At 66.8% G+C, this 13,941-nt stretch carries 14 protein-coding genes; 4 read left to right on the forward strand and 10 right to left on the reverse strand.

Annotated elements, in window-relative coordinates; translation table 11 throughout:
* Positions 1-94: 94 nt before the first annotated feature.
* Together QX128_RS05355 and QX128_RS05360 are read right to left on the reverse strand one after the other, a co-directional pair.
* A complete protein-coding gene (locus QX128_RS05355) occupies positions 95-799 on the reverse strand; it encodes a ribonuclease T2 (protein ID WP_316183202.1) in 705 nt (234 codons plus the stop codon).
* Between the two features lie 132 nt (positions 800-931).
* On the reverse strand, positions 932-1,390 hold the full coding sequence (locus tag QX128_RS05360; protein WP_316236862.1) for a hypothetical protein: 459 nt from the start codon (positions 1,388-1,390) through the stop codon (positions 932-934).
* 168 nt (positions 1,391-1,558) lie between these two features.
* On the opposite strand from QX128_RS05360, the gene QX128_RS05365 reads away from it, so the two are divergent.
* A complete protein-coding gene (locus tag QX128_RS05365) occupies positions 1,559-1,864 on the forward strand; it encodes a hypothetical protein (protein ID WP_316236974.1) in 306 nt (101 codons plus the stop codon).
* 84 nt (positions 1,865-1,948) lie between these two features.
* Positions 1,949-2,497, forward strand: a complete 549-nt coding sequence (locus QX128_RS05370) for a DUF3617 domain-containing protein (protein WP_316183201.1) — start codon at positions 1,949-1,951, stop codon at positions 2,495-2,497.
* 46 nt (positions 2,498-2,543) lie between these two features.
* Here QX128_RS05370 and QX128_RS05375 read toward each other — a convergent pair whose 3' ends face one another.
* The 5 genes from QX128_RS05375 to QX128_RS05395 all read right to left on the reverse strand — a co-directional run bounded on the left by QX128_RS05375 (position 2,544) and on the right by QX128_RS05395 (position 8,110).
* Positions 2,544-3,536 carry an NAD(P)H-quinone oxidoreductase gene (locus QX128_RS05375; RefSeq protein ID WP_316236863.1) on the reverse strand — a complete coding sequence of 331 codons (993 nt, stop codon included), beginning with the start codon at positions 3,534-3,536 and terminating at the stop codon, positions 2,544-2,546.
* Between the two features lie 18 nt (positions 3,537-3,554).
* A complete protein-coding gene (locus QX128_RS05380; protein ID WP_316236864.1) occupies positions 3,555-4,760 on the reverse strand; it encodes an ABC transporter substrate-binding protein in 1,206 nt (401 codons plus the stop codon).
* A gap of 82 nt (positions 4,761-4,842) precedes the next feature.
* Complete coding sequence (locus QX128_RS05385) at positions 4,843-5,694, reverse strand: fumarylacetoacetate hydrolase family protein (protein WP_316236865.1); 852 nt, start codon at positions 5,692-5,694, stop codon at positions 4,843-4,845.
* A 31-nt stretch (positions 5,695-5,725) separates the two neighbouring features.
* Entirely contained in the window at positions 5,726-7,249 is a 1,524-nt protein-coding gene (locus QX128_RS05390) for a bifunctional 3-(3-hydroxy-phenyl)propionate/3-hydroxycinnamic acid hydroxylase (protein WP_316236866.1), read from the reverse strand.
* A 69-nt stretch (positions 7,250-7,318) separates the two neighbouring features.
* Positions 7,319-8,110 (reverse strand): DNA-binding transcriptional regulator, encoded by a 792-nt coding sequence (locus tag QX128_RS05395; RefSeq protein WP_316236867.1) that lies wholly within the window; start codon positions 8,108-8,110, stop codon positions 7,319-7,321.
* A 140-nt stretch (positions 8,111-8,250) separates the two neighbouring features.
* Here QX128_RS05395 and QX128_RS05400 point away from each other — a divergent pair, with 140 nt between their 5' ends.
* Positions 8,251-9,234 carry a VOC family protein gene (locus QX128_RS05400; RefSeq protein WP_316236868.1) on the forward strand — a complete coding sequence of 328 codons (984 nt, stop codon included), beginning with the start codon at positions 8,251-8,253 and terminating at the stop codon, positions 9,232-9,234.
* A 13-nt stretch (positions 9,235-9,247) separates the two neighbouring features.
* Here QX128_RS05400 and QX128_RS05405 read toward each other — a convergent pair whose 3' ends face one another.
* The 3 genes from QX128_RS05405 to QX128_RS05415 form a co-directional block, all read right to left on the reverse strand.
* Positions 9,248-10,636: an ATP-binding protein gene (locus tag QX128_RS05405; RefSeq protein WP_316183195.1), complete on the reverse strand. Its 1,389-nt coding sequence runs from the start codon at positions 10,634-10,636 to the stop codon at positions 9,248-9,250.
* 456 nt (positions 10,637-11,092) lie between these two features.
* The gene (locus tag QX128_RS05410) at positions 11,093-11,824 is read right to left on the reverse strand and encodes a response regulator transcription factor (RefSeq protein WP_315801968.1); all 732 of its coding nucleotides are present in this window, start codon (positions 11,822-11,824) and stop codon (positions 11,093-11,095) included.
* Positions 11,821-12,369: a MarR family winged helix-turn-helix transcriptional regulator gene (locus tag QX128_RS05415; RefSeq protein WP_315801969.1), complete on the reverse strand. Its 549-nt coding sequence runs from the start codon at positions 12,367-12,369 to the stop codon at positions 11,821-11,823. Before QX128_RS05415 ends, QX128_RS05410 begins: the two co-directional genes overlap by 4 nt.
* 346 nt (positions 12,370-12,715) lie before the next feature.
* Here QX128_RS05415 and QX128_RS05420 point away from each other — a divergent pair, with 346 nt between their 5' ends.
* Positions 12,716-13,795 carry a branched-chain amino acid aminotransferase gene (locus tag QX128_RS05420; protein WP_316236869.1) on the forward strand — a complete coding sequence of 360 codons (1,080 nt, stop codon included), beginning with the start codon at positions 12,716-12,718 and terminating at the stop codon, positions 13,793-13,795.
* Positions 13,796-13,941 lie beyond the last annotated feature (146 nt).

Below are 13,941 nucleotides of genomic sequence, written 5' to 3' on the forward strand. Positions count from 1 at the left end.
CGATGCGCCGCATGCCCTTTCGGAGAGCCGCGGATCATCGCCGCCGCAACAGGCGCCGCAGGCCGACGCGCTGCGGTCGCCCGATTCGCAGTCGCTAGCCGCCGCGGACCGGCGGCATGTTGACCTCGTCGCGCCGGCAGGCCTGCCGGTCGATCTCGTCGCAATTGCGAAACTCGAGGTCCTTCGACAGGCAGATCCGGACCTCGCTCAGCCGGGTGCGATTGCAGGTGACGGCAATGCCCGATGTCGTGAGCTTGGGGTTGGCCTTGATGAAGGCTTCCTCAACCGCCGCCGGCGCCACTGTCTTGGCTTCCGCGAGATCGAGAAATTCCGGCGGGATCTTGATGGCGGCCCGCGCCTTGCGGATGGCTTCGAAATAGGCCTTCGCCGACATGCCGGCGCAGGTGCCGTGCTTGTCCCACTCGTTGTAGATCAGGCCCGGCGCCGGCATCAGGTCGAGCATCGAGGTCATGATGTTGCGCGGCAGGCGCGGCGCCGGCTGCTCGCAATATTCGGGGTAGCCGTTCTCGTATTGCGGCCACAGCCCGTGCACGACGAACGAGTAGGGCCGGCCGGTGCACTGTTGGGACCGGCTGCCGCGGCCGCCGCGCTCCTCCGCCTCGGCACAGTACGAGGGCGACCACGACAGCGAGAGAACGTAGAAGTCGAACGCGCCCGGCGCATTCTGGCGCCGGTCCTGCGCCGCGGCGGAGCCAGCCGCGAGCACACCGAGCAAGAGGGCAAAGCAGGCGATCGTTCTGGACAACAGGACGGCAGGTCGGCGCAGGCAATCGAACATGGCATACTCCCCGGACAATGCCAGGAGCCTACCAGCGCGCGGGAACATTTCAAGAACAAAAATGGCTGCCCCGAGGCAGCCATTGGTCAGCTGGCCGCTCGCGCGAGCGGGCGATGCGCCGGGAAAGGCGAATCAGGGCTTGGCGGCGCGGCAGGCCGGATTGAAGGCCCAGTTGCGATCGAGGCCGACGACGCAGAACTCGACGCCCTGGTCATAGCCGGCGAAGCCGCCATCCTCGATGATCGAGAAGTTGACGGTGCGCGCCTTGCCGTCGCTGATCATCACGCTGCCGGTGCAGAAGCGGCGCGGGATGTTGTCGGACTGCCAGGGCCGGAAGGCGATCTCATGGACATTGGCGACGCCGGTAATCGTCAGCGAGGAATTCCAGAAGGTGCTCTCCTTGTCCTGGAATCGCGAGACGATGGTCGGAATGGCCGCCTCGCAAGGCGCGACCCGGCCGTCATATTTCGGGCCGGACAGCCAGAAGTTCATCTCGAGCGGGTTGGCCGCCTGGGCCGGCGCGGTCGCGAACGCGAGCAGCGCGCCGCATGCGGCACCGAACGTCTTGAAAGCTGAGCTGAAGTCGCGCATGGGCCGTCCGCAAGGCTGATCCGGGAGCGTGGACCGTGCCGCGGTGGCCACAGGAGGTCAAGTGCAACGCGGCAACACTCCACGATTAGTCCTGTTAACCCGGGGCCGGTGTTCTTTTCTTGACCGCACGGGACCTTTAGAATGGCAGGCCAGATCGAGGAGAATGCAATGCGGACGCTGATGGCCGGATTCGTGAAGACTGCAGGCCTCGTGGCCGCTGGGATGGTTCTGGTTGCCGCGTCCGCCCAGGCCGACGTGGTGCCGCCCTTCAAGGGCAATGACACCGGCGGCATCATCGCCTATCAGCTGGCCCAGACCACGGATGCGCGCCAGCTCGCGGTCGACCACTGCGCCTCCTACGGCAAGGTCGCGAAGTTCGGCGCCGTCGATGCGCGCTACGGCGGCTACGTCTCGTTCTCCTGCCGCTGGGTACCGTACGGCTCGGCGCAGCGGCCGCTGCGGACGCTCTACTGACCTTCCATCAACTGCCGTTCTCCTAATTGCCATCTTTTGGCGGCATTCGCTCTGGCATCGATCAACGAGCCGGCACGGGGGCACATGACCTGCACACGCATCGCAATCGGGCTGTTGGCCTGCTGCCTTCTGGGCGTGACCGCGAGCCATGAGGCTCGGGCCGTCGACCTGCCGGTGCGCAAGGCCGGCCTGTGGGAGCTGAAGATGATCAGATCCGGTGGTCAGCTGCCGGAGGCGACGATTCAGCACTGCACCGACGCGGCCACCGACAAGGAGATGAACAACTTCGCCTCTCCGATGGCGCAGCAGGTCTGCTCCAAGCAGGACATCCAGAAGACCGCGACCGGCTACGTCTCCGATTCGGTCTGCAATTTCGGCGGCATCAATACGACGTCGCATGCCGACATCACGGGCGATTTCAACTCGGCCTATACGGTGAAGACGATGTCGCGCGTCACGGGCGGCGCAGCCGGCACCGGGGTGAAGGACACCGCGATGACGATCGAGGCCAGATGGCTCGGCGCCTGCAAGCCCGACCAGAAGCCCGGGGACATCGTGATGCCCGGCGGGATGAAGATGAACGTCAAGGACATGGCCAAGCTGAAGGCCCTGATCCCGGGCGTGAAGCAGTAGGCGGGCGCTCGTTGCGCGTGATGGGCGCAGCGACGTGGATCGTCGCTCATTCGCGGACGCAAAGCACGATCTTCCCGATATGCCGGCCCGTATCCATGCGGGCATGCGCATCGGCCGCCTCGGACAGGCGATAGGTGCTGTCGATGTGCGGCCGAATGGCCGTTCCGAGAAGAGGCCAGATCCGCTGCCGCAGTTCGGTCGCGATCCGCCGCTTGAGATCGAGCGACGTCGACCGCAGGAACGCGCCGGTGATGCTGGCCCGGCGCGCCATCAGGCTGCGCAGCGGCACCGCCAGCTCCTTGCCCTGTCCAGCCGAGAGCTGGGCGATCCGTCCACCCATGGCGAGCGCCGCAAGGTCCTGCGCGATGTGGGCGCCGGCGGAGGTGTCGAGGATGCAGTCGACCCCGCGCGTCCCCGTCGCCGCGCGGATCTGCTCGGCGAGATCGGGATCGGCATAGTCGAACACGGCGCTGCAGCCGAGCCCGAGTGCCAGGGCGCGCTTCTCCGCGGTGCCGGCGGTGGCCATGACGGGATGCCCCAGCGCGCGCAGCAGCTGGATCGCGATCGTGCCGACGCCGCTGCTGCCGCCGTGAATCAGGGCGGTCTCGCCGGGCGCCATGCGCATCAGCTCGAAGAAGTTGAACCAGGTCGTGAACAGCGCCTCAGGCAGGGCGGCGCCCTGGATCCAGTCGAGGCTGCTCGGCAGGTCCAGTGCAAGATGCTGATCGGTGGCGACGTATTGTGCGTATGAACCGCCGTCGGTCAGCGCGATCACCGCTTCACCCAGCCGTTCCCGGGAAACGTCGGCGCCGCAGGCCACGATGCGCCCCGAGGCTTCCAATCCCGGTATGGGATTGGGCTCCCGCGACGGCCCGGCGGCGCGCTGGTTGCAGTCGTGTCGGTTGATGCCGGCGGCTGCGACCTCGATCAGGACGTCGTCTGGTCCGAGGCGCGGGACCGGCCAGTCCTGCCGCTCCGACAGGACCTCCGGGCCGCCCGGGGCGGTGATGATGACGGCGCGCTGCTTGTCCGGAATCATGTTCGACCGCTCATTTGCTCACTTGCCCACGAGGCTGCACTTGCTGCGGTCGAGCGGACGAAACGCCTGATCGGGGGCGATCTTCGTCACCAGCTTGACGAAGTCCCAGGGGGCCTTTGATTCAGCGGGGGTCTTGACCTGGACGAGGTACAGGTCGTGCACCATGCGCTGGTCGTCGCGGATCCGGCCGTGGTCCGCATAGGCATCCGAGACCGGCGTGGACTTCATCTTCGCCATCACCGTTGCGCCGTCGTCGCTGTCGGCATCCTTCACCGCCTGCAGATAGTGCCGCACGGCCGAGTAGACGCCGGCCTGGATCTGTGACGGCATCGCCTTGCGGCGCGCGTAGAACGCGTCGGAGAAGCGGCGCGCGGCGGGGGAGGCATCCTCGAAGAAGCTGGTGACGATGAGATCGCCCTGCGTCGCCTTGAGGCCGATGGCTTCGATGTCGACGTTCTGGAACGACATCGGCACGATCTTGATCCCCTGCGCCGCAAGCCCGAATTCCTCGGCCTGCTTGATGGCGGTGGCATTGTCGCCGGCGACGTTGAGCGCCAGGATCTTGGCGCCGGAGGCCTGGGCCTGCAACAGGAACGAGCCGTAATCCGGCGTGCCGAGCTGCGCCTTGACGCTGCCGGCGACCGTGCCGCCGAGCTCGGCGATGCGGGCGCGCGCGGTCGCCTCGACCGAATGGCCGAACGCATAGTCGCCGGTGATGAAGAACCACGGCTCCTTGCTGGTCTGCATGATGCCCGAGACGACGGCGGTGGCGGTCGAATAGGCGTCGTGCGTCCATTGCACCGAGGTCGGCGCGCACGCCTCGTCGGTGAGCTGGTTGGCGCCGGCCCCCGAGACGAGGAAGATCCTGCCGTTGCTGCGCACCAGCTCCTGGACGCCGAGCGCCGCGCCGGAGCTGCCGCCGTCCGCGATCGCCTGCACGCCGTCCTGTTCGAACCAGCGCCGGGCGATCGCGACCGCGATATCCGGCTTGTTCTGGTGGTCCGCCTGAAGGATCTCGATCGGCCTGCCGTTGATGTTGCCGCCGAATTCCTCTGCGGCCATCCGTGCCGCTTCCACCGAGCCGGGCCCCATCGCGGTCGCAAAGATGCCGGTCATGTCGGTGAGCACGCCAATCCGGATGGCTTTCCCTTTGATGTCCGCCTGCGCGGATGAGCCTGCAAGCAGCAACAGCGCGGCGATGCCCGCTGTGAGACGTCGCGACATGATGATCCTCCCCGGATTCAACGACTTTGTTTGTTATGTCGTGTTTGGTTGGTGCGCCGCGCGGCTCCGCGAGGCGGAGACGTCAGGCCGCCGGTTCGGCGGCCACGGGATTGCGCAGGACGCCGATGCCCGAGATCTCGACCTCGACCGTATCGCCGGGCTTCATGAACAGTGGCGGGGTGCGCTTGAAGCCGACGCCTCCCGGCGTGCCGGTGACGATCACGTCGCCCGGCAGCAAGGTCATGATCTCCGAGCAATAGACGATCAGATCAGGCACGTCGGTGATGAGCAGGTCCGTGGTGGTCCGCTGCACGGTCTCGCCATTGAGGCGGGTCTGCAGCGTCAGCCTGGACGGGTCGGGAATTTCGTCGGCGGTGACGAGCCAGGGGCCGAACGCGCCGGACTGATCGAAGGTCTTGCCCGACAGGAATTGCGACGTATGGCGCTGCCAGTCGCGGATGCTGCCTTCATTGTAGCAGGAATAGCCGGCGATGTGCGTGAGCGCGTCCTCGCGCCGGACATGCCGGCCGGCTTTCCCGATCACGAGCGCGAGCTCGCCCTCGTAGTCGAAATGATCGGAGACAGCAGGGCGAACGATCGGTTGCAGATGTCCCACCTGGCTGGTCGGAAAGCGCGCGAACAGCGCCGGCTTCTCGGTGACGGTTCGCCCGGTCTCGGCGACGTGGTCGCGATAGTTCAGGCCGACGCAGATGATCTTGCCGGGATCGGGAATGACGGGCGCGAAGGCGATCGCGTCGAGCGGATAGTCGGCCGGTTCGGAGGCGAGCAGCGCGGCGGCGTCGCCGAGCGCATGGGCCTCAAGCAGCGCGCGCAGGCTCTTCGACGACAGCCGCCGGCCGAGGTCGACGACACCATCGCCTTTCACTACGCCGTAGCCCGCACGACCGTCGATGACAAAGGAAACCAGCTTCATACGTGAACCCTCTCAAAAGGAACGGAAACGCTCAGGTCGCGTTCGGCAGCGGTGCGAGGAAGGCGAGGCCTGACAACAGCACCGCGGGATCTTCGCCCGTGCGGACAGCGCCCAGGATGTAGCGGTCGGGGCGCATCAGCACGGCGTCGAAGCCGTGCTGATCGAGCCAGCCGTCGAGGCGGCCAGCTTCCTCGCCGCAGATGACGGCGACGTCAGCGGCCGTCAGGCGGGCATGATGCTGCTCGATCACTGCGGCACCGAGTCCTGACCGGCACAACAGCGCGAAGCGATAACCGATGCGGTCGTCGCTGCGGCCGAGATCGCGGCTGCGGAATTGCGGCGCCAGCTTTCCGGTCATGCTGCGATCGCCGCAGGCCAGGCCCGGGCCGAGCAGCGGCTTCTGCACGTCGAGCTTGAGCTGGCCGTCGCCCTGTGCCGTGCCGGTCGCGAGCGCCGACTCGACCGCCTTGGTGTTGATGAGTCCGCCCAGCCGGATCGCGAGCTCGATGAACTCGCGTACATGCGGCGCGCGCTCGCTTTGATAGGTGTCGAGAAGATCAGGCGTTGCCTTGCCGGCGATCACATGGGCCAGCTTCCACGCGAGGTTAGCTGTATCGCGAATGCCGGCACACATGCCTTGGCCAAGGAACGGCGGGGTCTGATGCGCAGAATCACCTGCGAGCAGCAACCGTCCGCTACGCCATTGCTGCGCCACCGCTGAGTGGAAGGTGTAGACAGCGGCGCGTTCGATCTCGGCCTCTGCGGGCCGGAGCCAGGGCGAGAGCAGCTCCCACACGCGCGCCGGCCGCGTGATCTCGGCGGCGTCTTCGTCAGGCTGAACCGTAATTTCCCAGCGTCGGCGGTTGCCGGTGCCGCGAATGTAGGTCGCGGGACGCTGCTTGTTGCAGTGCTGGACGCTGAAATCGCCGAGATCGGTCCGCTCTTGCCTGAGCAGCACGTCGCAGACCAGCCAGCGCTCGTGAAAGCCGAGATCGTCCAGCGCCGAGCCGATGAAGCGCCGCACGAGCGAGCGTGCTCCGTCGCAGCCGACCACATAAGCGCAGGAGATATCGACCAGCTGGCCCGTGGCGAGATCCTCATAGCGAACGCGGGCGCCGTCCTGGTTCTGCTCCAGCGCGAACACATCGCAGCGCGTGCGCAGCTCGACATGAGGCCAGCGCTCCAGGCCATTGTTGAGCACGGCTTCGAGATCGGGCTGGTGAAAGCGGTAGCTCAGATTCCAGCCCATCGCTGTCGGCTCGCTGGGGCGCGGCCAGTCCAGCAGCAACCGTCCCTCCGCATCGACGAAGCGCATCCCGGGACTTAAAGTGATGTGGGGCAGGATGGCGTCGGCGAGACCGATGGTCTGGAACACGCGCATGCATTCGTCATCGAAATGCACTGCGCGCGGCAAGTGATAAGCCTTGGCTTCGCGCTCCAGGACCAGGGTGCGGATGCCGCACAGGCCGAGCAGGTTGGCGAGCGTCGAGCCGACGGGCCCGCGACCGACGATGACGACGTCGAAGCTTCCGGAGTGTGCGGCCATGTAGCTCATGGTCGCATCTGTTCCGCAACCGCCTCGCACCTTCAAGGCGCGGTCACGAACTGTCCGCCCAGCGGACGCTCAGGCCTGGACGGGGATCGCGGCTGCGGCGTCGCGCAATGGCGCCGCGTACTGGGCGACAGCCTCCTCCAGGGTCATGGCGGAGCGGATCCAGATGATCGACATGCAGCCGAACACGACGTCGCCCCGCACGATCGGCACCGCGATCGATGACGTCTTCGGATTGAACTCGCCCTCGTTGCGGATTGCATAGCCGCGCTGAGACGTTTCATTCATCATGCGCTGCAGCCGCTCGGGCGCGAGGAAGGAAGCGTCCTCGGCATCCTCGATGCGTCGCAGGTGGTTGATGATGATGTCCCGCTCGGCGGGCGGGCAAGCGGCGAGATAGGCCCGGCCGGCCGAGGTCTGCAGCATCGGCAGGCGCTTGCCGATCATGCTGCGATCGATCGAGAGCGGGCTGCGCGCATGCGTGGTCTCCTGGATGACCATCGCGCCGTTCTCATAAGTCGACAGGTCGACCGGCCAGATCAGGCTGCGGCTGAGCTCGGCGAGATAGGGCGCGGCGACCTGGCAGATGACGATGCCGGGATCATAGCCGTCTCCGAGGCTCAGCGCGTGGCGCGTCACCCGGAAGCGGTCGTCGCTGGCGCTGCGCGCGACATAGCCGAGTTCCTCGAGTGTTTCGAGCAACCGATAGACCGTGGGCCGCGGCAGATCGAGCTGGCGGGCCACGTCGCCGGCGCGAATGCCGCCGGACCGATTGACCGCGCGCAGCACGTCGAGGCCCCGCTTGAAGGCGCGGACACCCTCCGCAGGACGGGCTTGCGGAGATCGCGTCCGTTGCTTGGACACTTGGAAAATCCTCCCTGTTCTTCGTTTCCGTCCGCCGATACCGTCTTGAGAACGCGAGCCGGATGCAGGGGCGGCAGTCTACTGCAGGACCGCGCGGAGCTGATACGAAATTCCGCCCGCGCCTTTCGGGAGACAACAAGATGGAAATAACGGCGCTCGGTTACATCGGCATCAAGTCGTCCCAGGCGGAGCAGTGGGGACGCATGGCGACCGAACTCCTCGGGATGCAGCGCGTGGATCGCGCGGCCACCGTGCAGGCCTATCGGATGGACGATCGCAAGCAGCGGCTGATCGTCGATGGCAGCGGCGATGGCGGGCTCGCCGTCATGGGCTGGGAGGTCGGCGACGGCGCCGCGCTCGCGCGCCTGGCGGGCCGTCTCGACGACAACGGCGTGAAGGTGGCCCGTGGTTCGCAGGCGCTGGCCGATGAGCGTCATGTCACCGAGCTGATCTGCTTTCAGGATCCCGCCGGCCACACGATCGAGGTGTTCTGGGGGGCGGCCGTCGCCTCGGATCCCTTCAGGCCAGGACGTCCGATCTCCGGTTTTCGCACCGGGCCGCTCGGCATGGGACACGTCGTGCTCAACGTCGAGGACGTCGAGCCGCTGCTGCGGTTCTATCGCGACCTGCTCGGCTTCCAAGTGTCCGACTTCGGCCTGACGCCTTACAAGCTGTATTTCTTCCACGTCAACGGCCGCCACCATAGTTTTGCGATGGTCGGCTCGGGCCGCCGTACGCTGCATCATTTCATGGTGGAGCTCGGCAGCCTCGACGACGTCGGCCAGGGCTACGACCTGGCGCAGCTCGACGACGGGCGCGTGGCCTACACGCTGGGCCGTCATACCAACGACCACATGACCTCGTTCTACGTCAACACGCCCTCCGGCTTCTTCATCGAATATGGCTGGGGTGGCCGGCTGATCGATCCCGCGACCTGGCAGCCGCATGAGACCTTCGACGGTCCGTCATTGTGGGGGCACGAGCGATTGTATTTGCCGGATGAGCAGCGCAAGCGCATGCGCGATATGCGGCTGTCCGCGGCTGCACGCGGCGTCCGCGTGCCGGACCCGCGCGTTCCGCCGCTGAACTGCGCTTGGCTCGACGCGGTGATCGCGCAGGAATGAACCAAGCGGCGCGCTACACCGGGATCCGCACGCTCGCGCGCAGGCCGCCCATCGGGCTGTCACCCAGCGTGATATCGCCGCCGTGCGAGCGCGCGATGTCGCGGGCGATGGCGAGGCCGAGGCCGGTGCCGCCCTCGTCCTGGTTGCGCGCGTCGTCGAGGCGCAGGAATGGCTTGAACACCTCCTCGCGCATGTCGGCCGGGATGCCCGGGCCGTCATCGTCGACGGTGATGGTGAGGTAGCGGTGGTCGCGATGGCCGGTGATGGCGATCGCGTCGGCATGGCGGGCGGCGTTGGAGACGAGATTGCCGAGGCAGCGCTTCAGCGCCTGCGGTTTCACGGTGACCACCGGCAGGCCGTGGAACGACACCGTGGCGGAATGGCCGTTGCGCTCGGCGTCGCTGCGCAGCTCCTCCAGCGCGTTGGAGATGTCGGTCGGCTGCGCGATCTCGCCATTGTCGCCGCGCGCGAAGGCGAGATAGTCCTCCAGCATGTGCGACATCTCGTCGACGTCCTTGCGCATGGCGTCGATCTCCGGGCTGTCGCCGAGCAGCGCCAGCTCAAGCTTGAAGCGCGTCAGGATGGTGCGCAGATCGTGGCTGACGCCTGCCAGCATCGCCGTGCGCTGCTCGAGGGTGCGCTCGATGCGCGCCTTCATCTCCAGGAAGGCGTGCGCCGCGCGCCGCACCTCGCGCGCGCCGCGCGGGCGGAAGTTCGGCACCTCGCGGCCCTTGCCGAAACTCTCGGCGGCATCCGCGAGCCGCAGGATCGGCTTGATCTGGTTGCGCAGGAACAGCACCGAGACGATCAGCAGGATCGACGACGTGCCGACCATCCAGAACAGGAAGATGTCGGTGTTCGACGCATAGGCCGCGCCACGCTGCGCGAACACGCGCATCACGGCGTCATCGAGCGCGATGCGGATCTCGACCAGGTTTGAGCGGCCGACGGTGTCGATCCAGAACGGGCGGCTGATCTGGCGGCCGATCTGGCTCGACAGCGACTGGTCGAGCAGGTTGAAGAACGGTTTTGGCCCCGGCGGCGGCATGTCGCCGGCCGGCAGGAAGTCGACCACGAGGTTGAGCCGCTGCTGCGCGATCCGGCGCAGCATGGTGCGGTCCTTGTCCTGCGGATAGCCCTTGTAGATGTCGATCAGCGCGGCGACGTCCTGCACCACGGCGGCGGACAGGCGTCGCGTCACCGTGTTCCAGTGCCGCTCCATGAACACGCCCGCGACCACCGTCTGCAGGATCACCATCGGCACGATCATGATCAGCAGCGCCCGCGCATACAGGCCGGTCGGCATCCAGCCCTTGAAGGCGTTGCCGACGATGCTGTTGGCGCGCGACACGCGGCGGGAGGCGGTGCGGATCAGGGTGAGGCCGGTGTCGAGCGTGGTCATGCGGATCTGCTCTCACGGGTGACGCTGCCGTCATTGCGAGGAGCGAAGCGACGAAGCAATCCAGGGTCATCGCGGGACTCTGGATTGCTTCGCTTCGCTCGCAATGACGGGGAGAGATTGGGGCGCCTCAACTCTTGCGGCGAGGAAGTGAGAGCCGCAGCCCTGGCGGATGGGATCGAAGTTCTTGCACCGGCGATGGTCTGCTCCCTCTCCCCGTTCTTACGGGGAGAGGGCTGGGGTGAGGGGCAGCCGCACGGGGAGTGTTTGTGGTGAGACCTGTACCCACTCACCCGGATTGCATCTGACGATGCAATCCGACCTCTCCCCGCAGGCGGGGAGAGGCTGAGACCGCGCTCGTGGCGAGAGTTCGAATCCAACCGGAGAGAATAAGCGTGCTCACTGGCGCAACGCGCAAGAAGAGCAACGTGGTCGGAGCCGCCGGTCATCAACCCGCTCTCAACCCGTCACCATCAGCCGGTAGCCGATGCCGCGCACGGCCTGCAGGAACAGCGGGTTGGCCGGATCGCTCTCCAGCTTGCGGCGCAGGCGGTTGATCTGGACGTCGACGGCGCGCTCGTTGACGGTGCCGTTGCCGGTCAGCGCGCCGCGCGGCACGGTCTCGCCGCGGGCATTGGCAAGGATGCGCAGCATCTCGCGCTCGCGGTCGGTGAGGTGGACGATCTCCTCGCCCTGCTTCAGCTCGCCGCGCGCCAGATGGTAGACGAACGGGCCGAACCCGATCTGCTCGACGACCTCTTCCGCCGGAGGCGGCGCGGCCCGCTTGAGGATGTTGCCGATGCGCAGCGCGAGCTCTCTCGGCTCGAACGGTTTTGCGACGTAGTCGTCGGCGCCGAGCTGCAGGCCCTCGATGCGGCTCTCCGGCTCGGCCCGCGCGGTCAGCATCACGATCGGCACCGAGGATTGCGTGCGGATGAAGCGGGCGAGGTCGAAGCCGCTTTCGCCGGGCATCATCACGTCGAGGATCAGCAGATCGAAATGCAGCCCCGTCAGCTTGGCGCGGGCGTCGCTCGCGCTCGCCGCCGTGGTGACGCGATAGCCTTCGCCGCGCAGGAAGCGAGACAGCAGATCGCGGATGCGGCGGTCGTCGTCGACGAGCAGGAGATGCGGTGCGTCGTCGGCCGGCGTCTGCTGATGATGCGGTGCGATGGCGGCGATCGTCACGGTCACTCCTTGGCAGCGGCGACAGGCGTCTTGAAGATGGCTTCCAGCACCTTGTCCGGATCGTCGCGATCGATCATCGCGCGCAGGAACTGCCGGACCTTCTCGGCGCCAGCAGGCCCGATCTGCTCCAGCGCGCGGTCGATGCGCCGCGTCTGCAGCCCGGCCAGCTTGGCGACCAGCGCCTCGCCCTTCGGCGTGGCGAAAAGAAGGCGCTGCCGGCGGTCGTTGTTGCCGGTCTTCTGCACGATGTAGCCTTCGTCCAGCAGCTGCTTGAGCACGCGTCCGAGCGACTGCTTGGTGATGCGGAGAACGTCGAGCAGGTCGGCGACCTTGAGGCCGGGATAGCGTGTGACGAAATGCATCACGCGGTGATGCGCGCGGCCGAAGCCGAACGCCTCGAGCTCGTGGTCGGCATCGCCGACGAAGTCGCGATAGGCGAAGAACAGGAGCTCGATGATGTCCCAGCGCAGCGGCTCGCCGGCGGCGGCGGAGGGCTCAGCCGCGCGCAGCTCGGGGCTCAACGTCGGGGACGAGAAATTTATGTCAGCCATATTGACGTTTCTGCGGTTCAATGTTACAAAACAATCGTCCGCTACGAAATTTTAGATCGTTTCATCGGCGGGCGATGGTCTCCAGGCGTGTCTGAACGGGCCGTAGGCAACCCCGACGGGCATCCTTGGGCGACGTATCGAACAACCGTGTGATGTCGAGCGGCATTTCGGCAAACCATACTGGACTTCCGCCGGGCGCAAAAGCATGTCCTGTGGTGGCATGCTTGCCCGGGGACCGGCCCAAAGCCGGTCGCGGCAGGTCCGAAATTCAAGAAGCCGACTGGCCCGATCGGACGGGTCGGCCCCAGAACTCGCGAATGGCGATCAGAGCGGGGGAAGCAAGGACATGACTTTGACATTCGACATCAAGCCGACGACGAACCCGACCTCCGACCAGGAGCGCGCTGCCAAGCTCGCCAACCCGGGCTTCGGCCGGGTGTTCACCGACCACATGGCCGTGGTCCAGTACAGCCAGGACAAGGGGTGGCACAGCGCGCGGGTCGAATCCCGCGCCAACTTCCCGCTCGATCCGGCGGCGGCCGTCCTGCACTATGCGCAGGAGATCTTCGAGGGGCTCAAGGCCTACAAGCGCGACGACGGCGGCGTGAACCTGTTCCGCCCCGACGCCAATGCCAAGCGGTTCTGGAATTCGGCCGAGCGCATGGCGATGGCGCAGTTGCCGCCGGAGGTCTTCATCGAGGCGGTCGAGCGGCTGGTTCAAATCGACCGCGCCTGGATCCCGGGCGGCGAGGGCAGCCTCTATCTGCGTCCGTTCATGATCGCCAGCGAGGTGTTCCTCGGCGTGAAGCCGTCGGCGGAGTACATCTTCGCGGTGATCGCCTCGCCGGTCGGCTCCTATTTCAAGGGCGGCCCGGCGCCGGTCTCGATCTGGGTCTCGGAGAACTACACCCGCGCCGCCGTCGGCGGCACCGGCGGCGTGAAGTGCGGCGGCAATTATGCCGCGAGCCTCAAGGCGCAGGCCGAGGCGATCACCCATGGCTGCGACCAGGTCGTGTTCCTGGATGCGATCGAGCGCCGCTATGTCGAGGAGCTCGGCGGCATGAACGTGTTCTTCGTGTTCGACGATGGCTCGCTGTCGACGCCGCCGCTCGGCACCATCCTGCCGGGTATCACCCGCGACTCCCTGATCGCGCTGGCGCGCGACGCCGGCCGCGAGGTGCGCGAGGAGGCGTATTCGATCGACCAGTGGCGGGCGGATGCCAAGAGCGGCAGGCTGAAGGAGGCGTTCGCCTGCGGGACCGCCGCGGTGATCTCGCCGATCGGCAAGGTGTGCTCGGCGAGCGGCGACGTCCTGATCAACGGCGGCGAAGCCGGCCCGGTCGCCATGGGCCTGCGCAAGCAGCTGGTGGACATCCAGTACGGCCGCAGCCCGGATCCGCACAACTGGATCCGGGACGTGAAGTAGGGCTGTCGCCGCACGGGCGGTCGACTCCCCTCCCCCTTGCGGGGAGGGGGGCGCACCGCATGGGCTGAGGGAGTTTGGCTCTCACTGATATGGGCGAGGTGCACGCCGGCCTCCCGCGGGTTGCCGCACCCCGTCGCGGCTGCTAC

The sequence above is a fragment of the Bradyrhizobium sp. SZCCHNR1015 genome (genome assembly GCF_032489875.1).
In the GTDB taxonomy this organism is placed as follows: domain Bacteria; phylum Pseudomonadota; class Alphaproteobacteria; order Rhizobiales; family Xanthobacteraceae; genus Bradyrhizobium.

Excerpts from the sequence above, each read along its gene's own strand:
- QX128_RS05420 (WP_316236869.1), top strand. The coding sequence starts at position 12,716 with ATGACTTTGACATTCGACATCAAGCCGACGACGAACCCGACCTCCGAC.
- QX128_RS05390 (WP_316236866.1), bottom strand. The coding sequence starts at position 7,249 with ATGAGCTACATGGCCGCACACTCCGGAAGCTTCGACGTCGTCATCGTC.
- QX128_RS05380 (WP_316236864.1), bottom strand. The coding sequence starts at position 4,760 with ATGTCGCGACGTCTCACAGCGGGCATCGCCGCGCTGTTGCTGCTTGCA.
- QX128_RS05370 (WP_316183201.1), top strand. The coding sequence starts at position 1,949 with ATGACCTGCACACGCATCGCAATCGGGCTGTTGGCCTGCTGCCTTCTG.
- QX128_RS05400 (WP_316236868.1), top strand. The coding sequence starts at position 8,251 with ATGGAAATAACGGCGCTCGGTTACATCGGCATCAAGTCGTCCCAGGCG.
- QX128_RS05375 (WP_316236863.1), bottom strand. The coding sequence starts at position 3,536 with ATGATTCCGGACAAGCAGCGCGCCGTCATCATCACCGCCCCGGGCGGC.
- QX128_RS05355 (WP_316183202.1), bottom strand. The coding sequence starts at position 799 with ATGTTCGATTGCCTGCGCCGACCTGCCGTCCTGTTGTCCAGAACGATC.
- QX128_RS05365 (WP_316236974.1), top strand. The coding sequence starts at position 1,559 with ATGCGGACGCTGATGGCCGGATTCGTGAAGACTGCAGGCCTCGTGGCC.
- QX128_RS05385 (WP_316236865.1), bottom strand. The coding sequence starts at position 5,694 with ATGAAGCTGGTTTCCTTTGTCATCGACGGTCGTGCGGGCTACGGCGTA.
- QX128_RS05415 (WP_315801969.1), bottom strand. The coding sequence starts at position 12,369 with ATGGCTGACATAAATTTCTCGTCCCCGACGTTGAGCCCCGAGCTGCGC.
- QX128_RS05360 (WP_316236862.1), bottom strand. The coding sequence starts at position 1,390 with ATGCGCGACTTCAGCTCAGCTTTCAAGACGTTCGGTGCCGCATGCGGC.
- QX128_RS05405 (WP_316183195.1), bottom strand. The coding sequence starts at position 10,636 with ATGACCACGCTCGACACCGGCCTCACCCTGATCCGCACCGCCTCCCGC.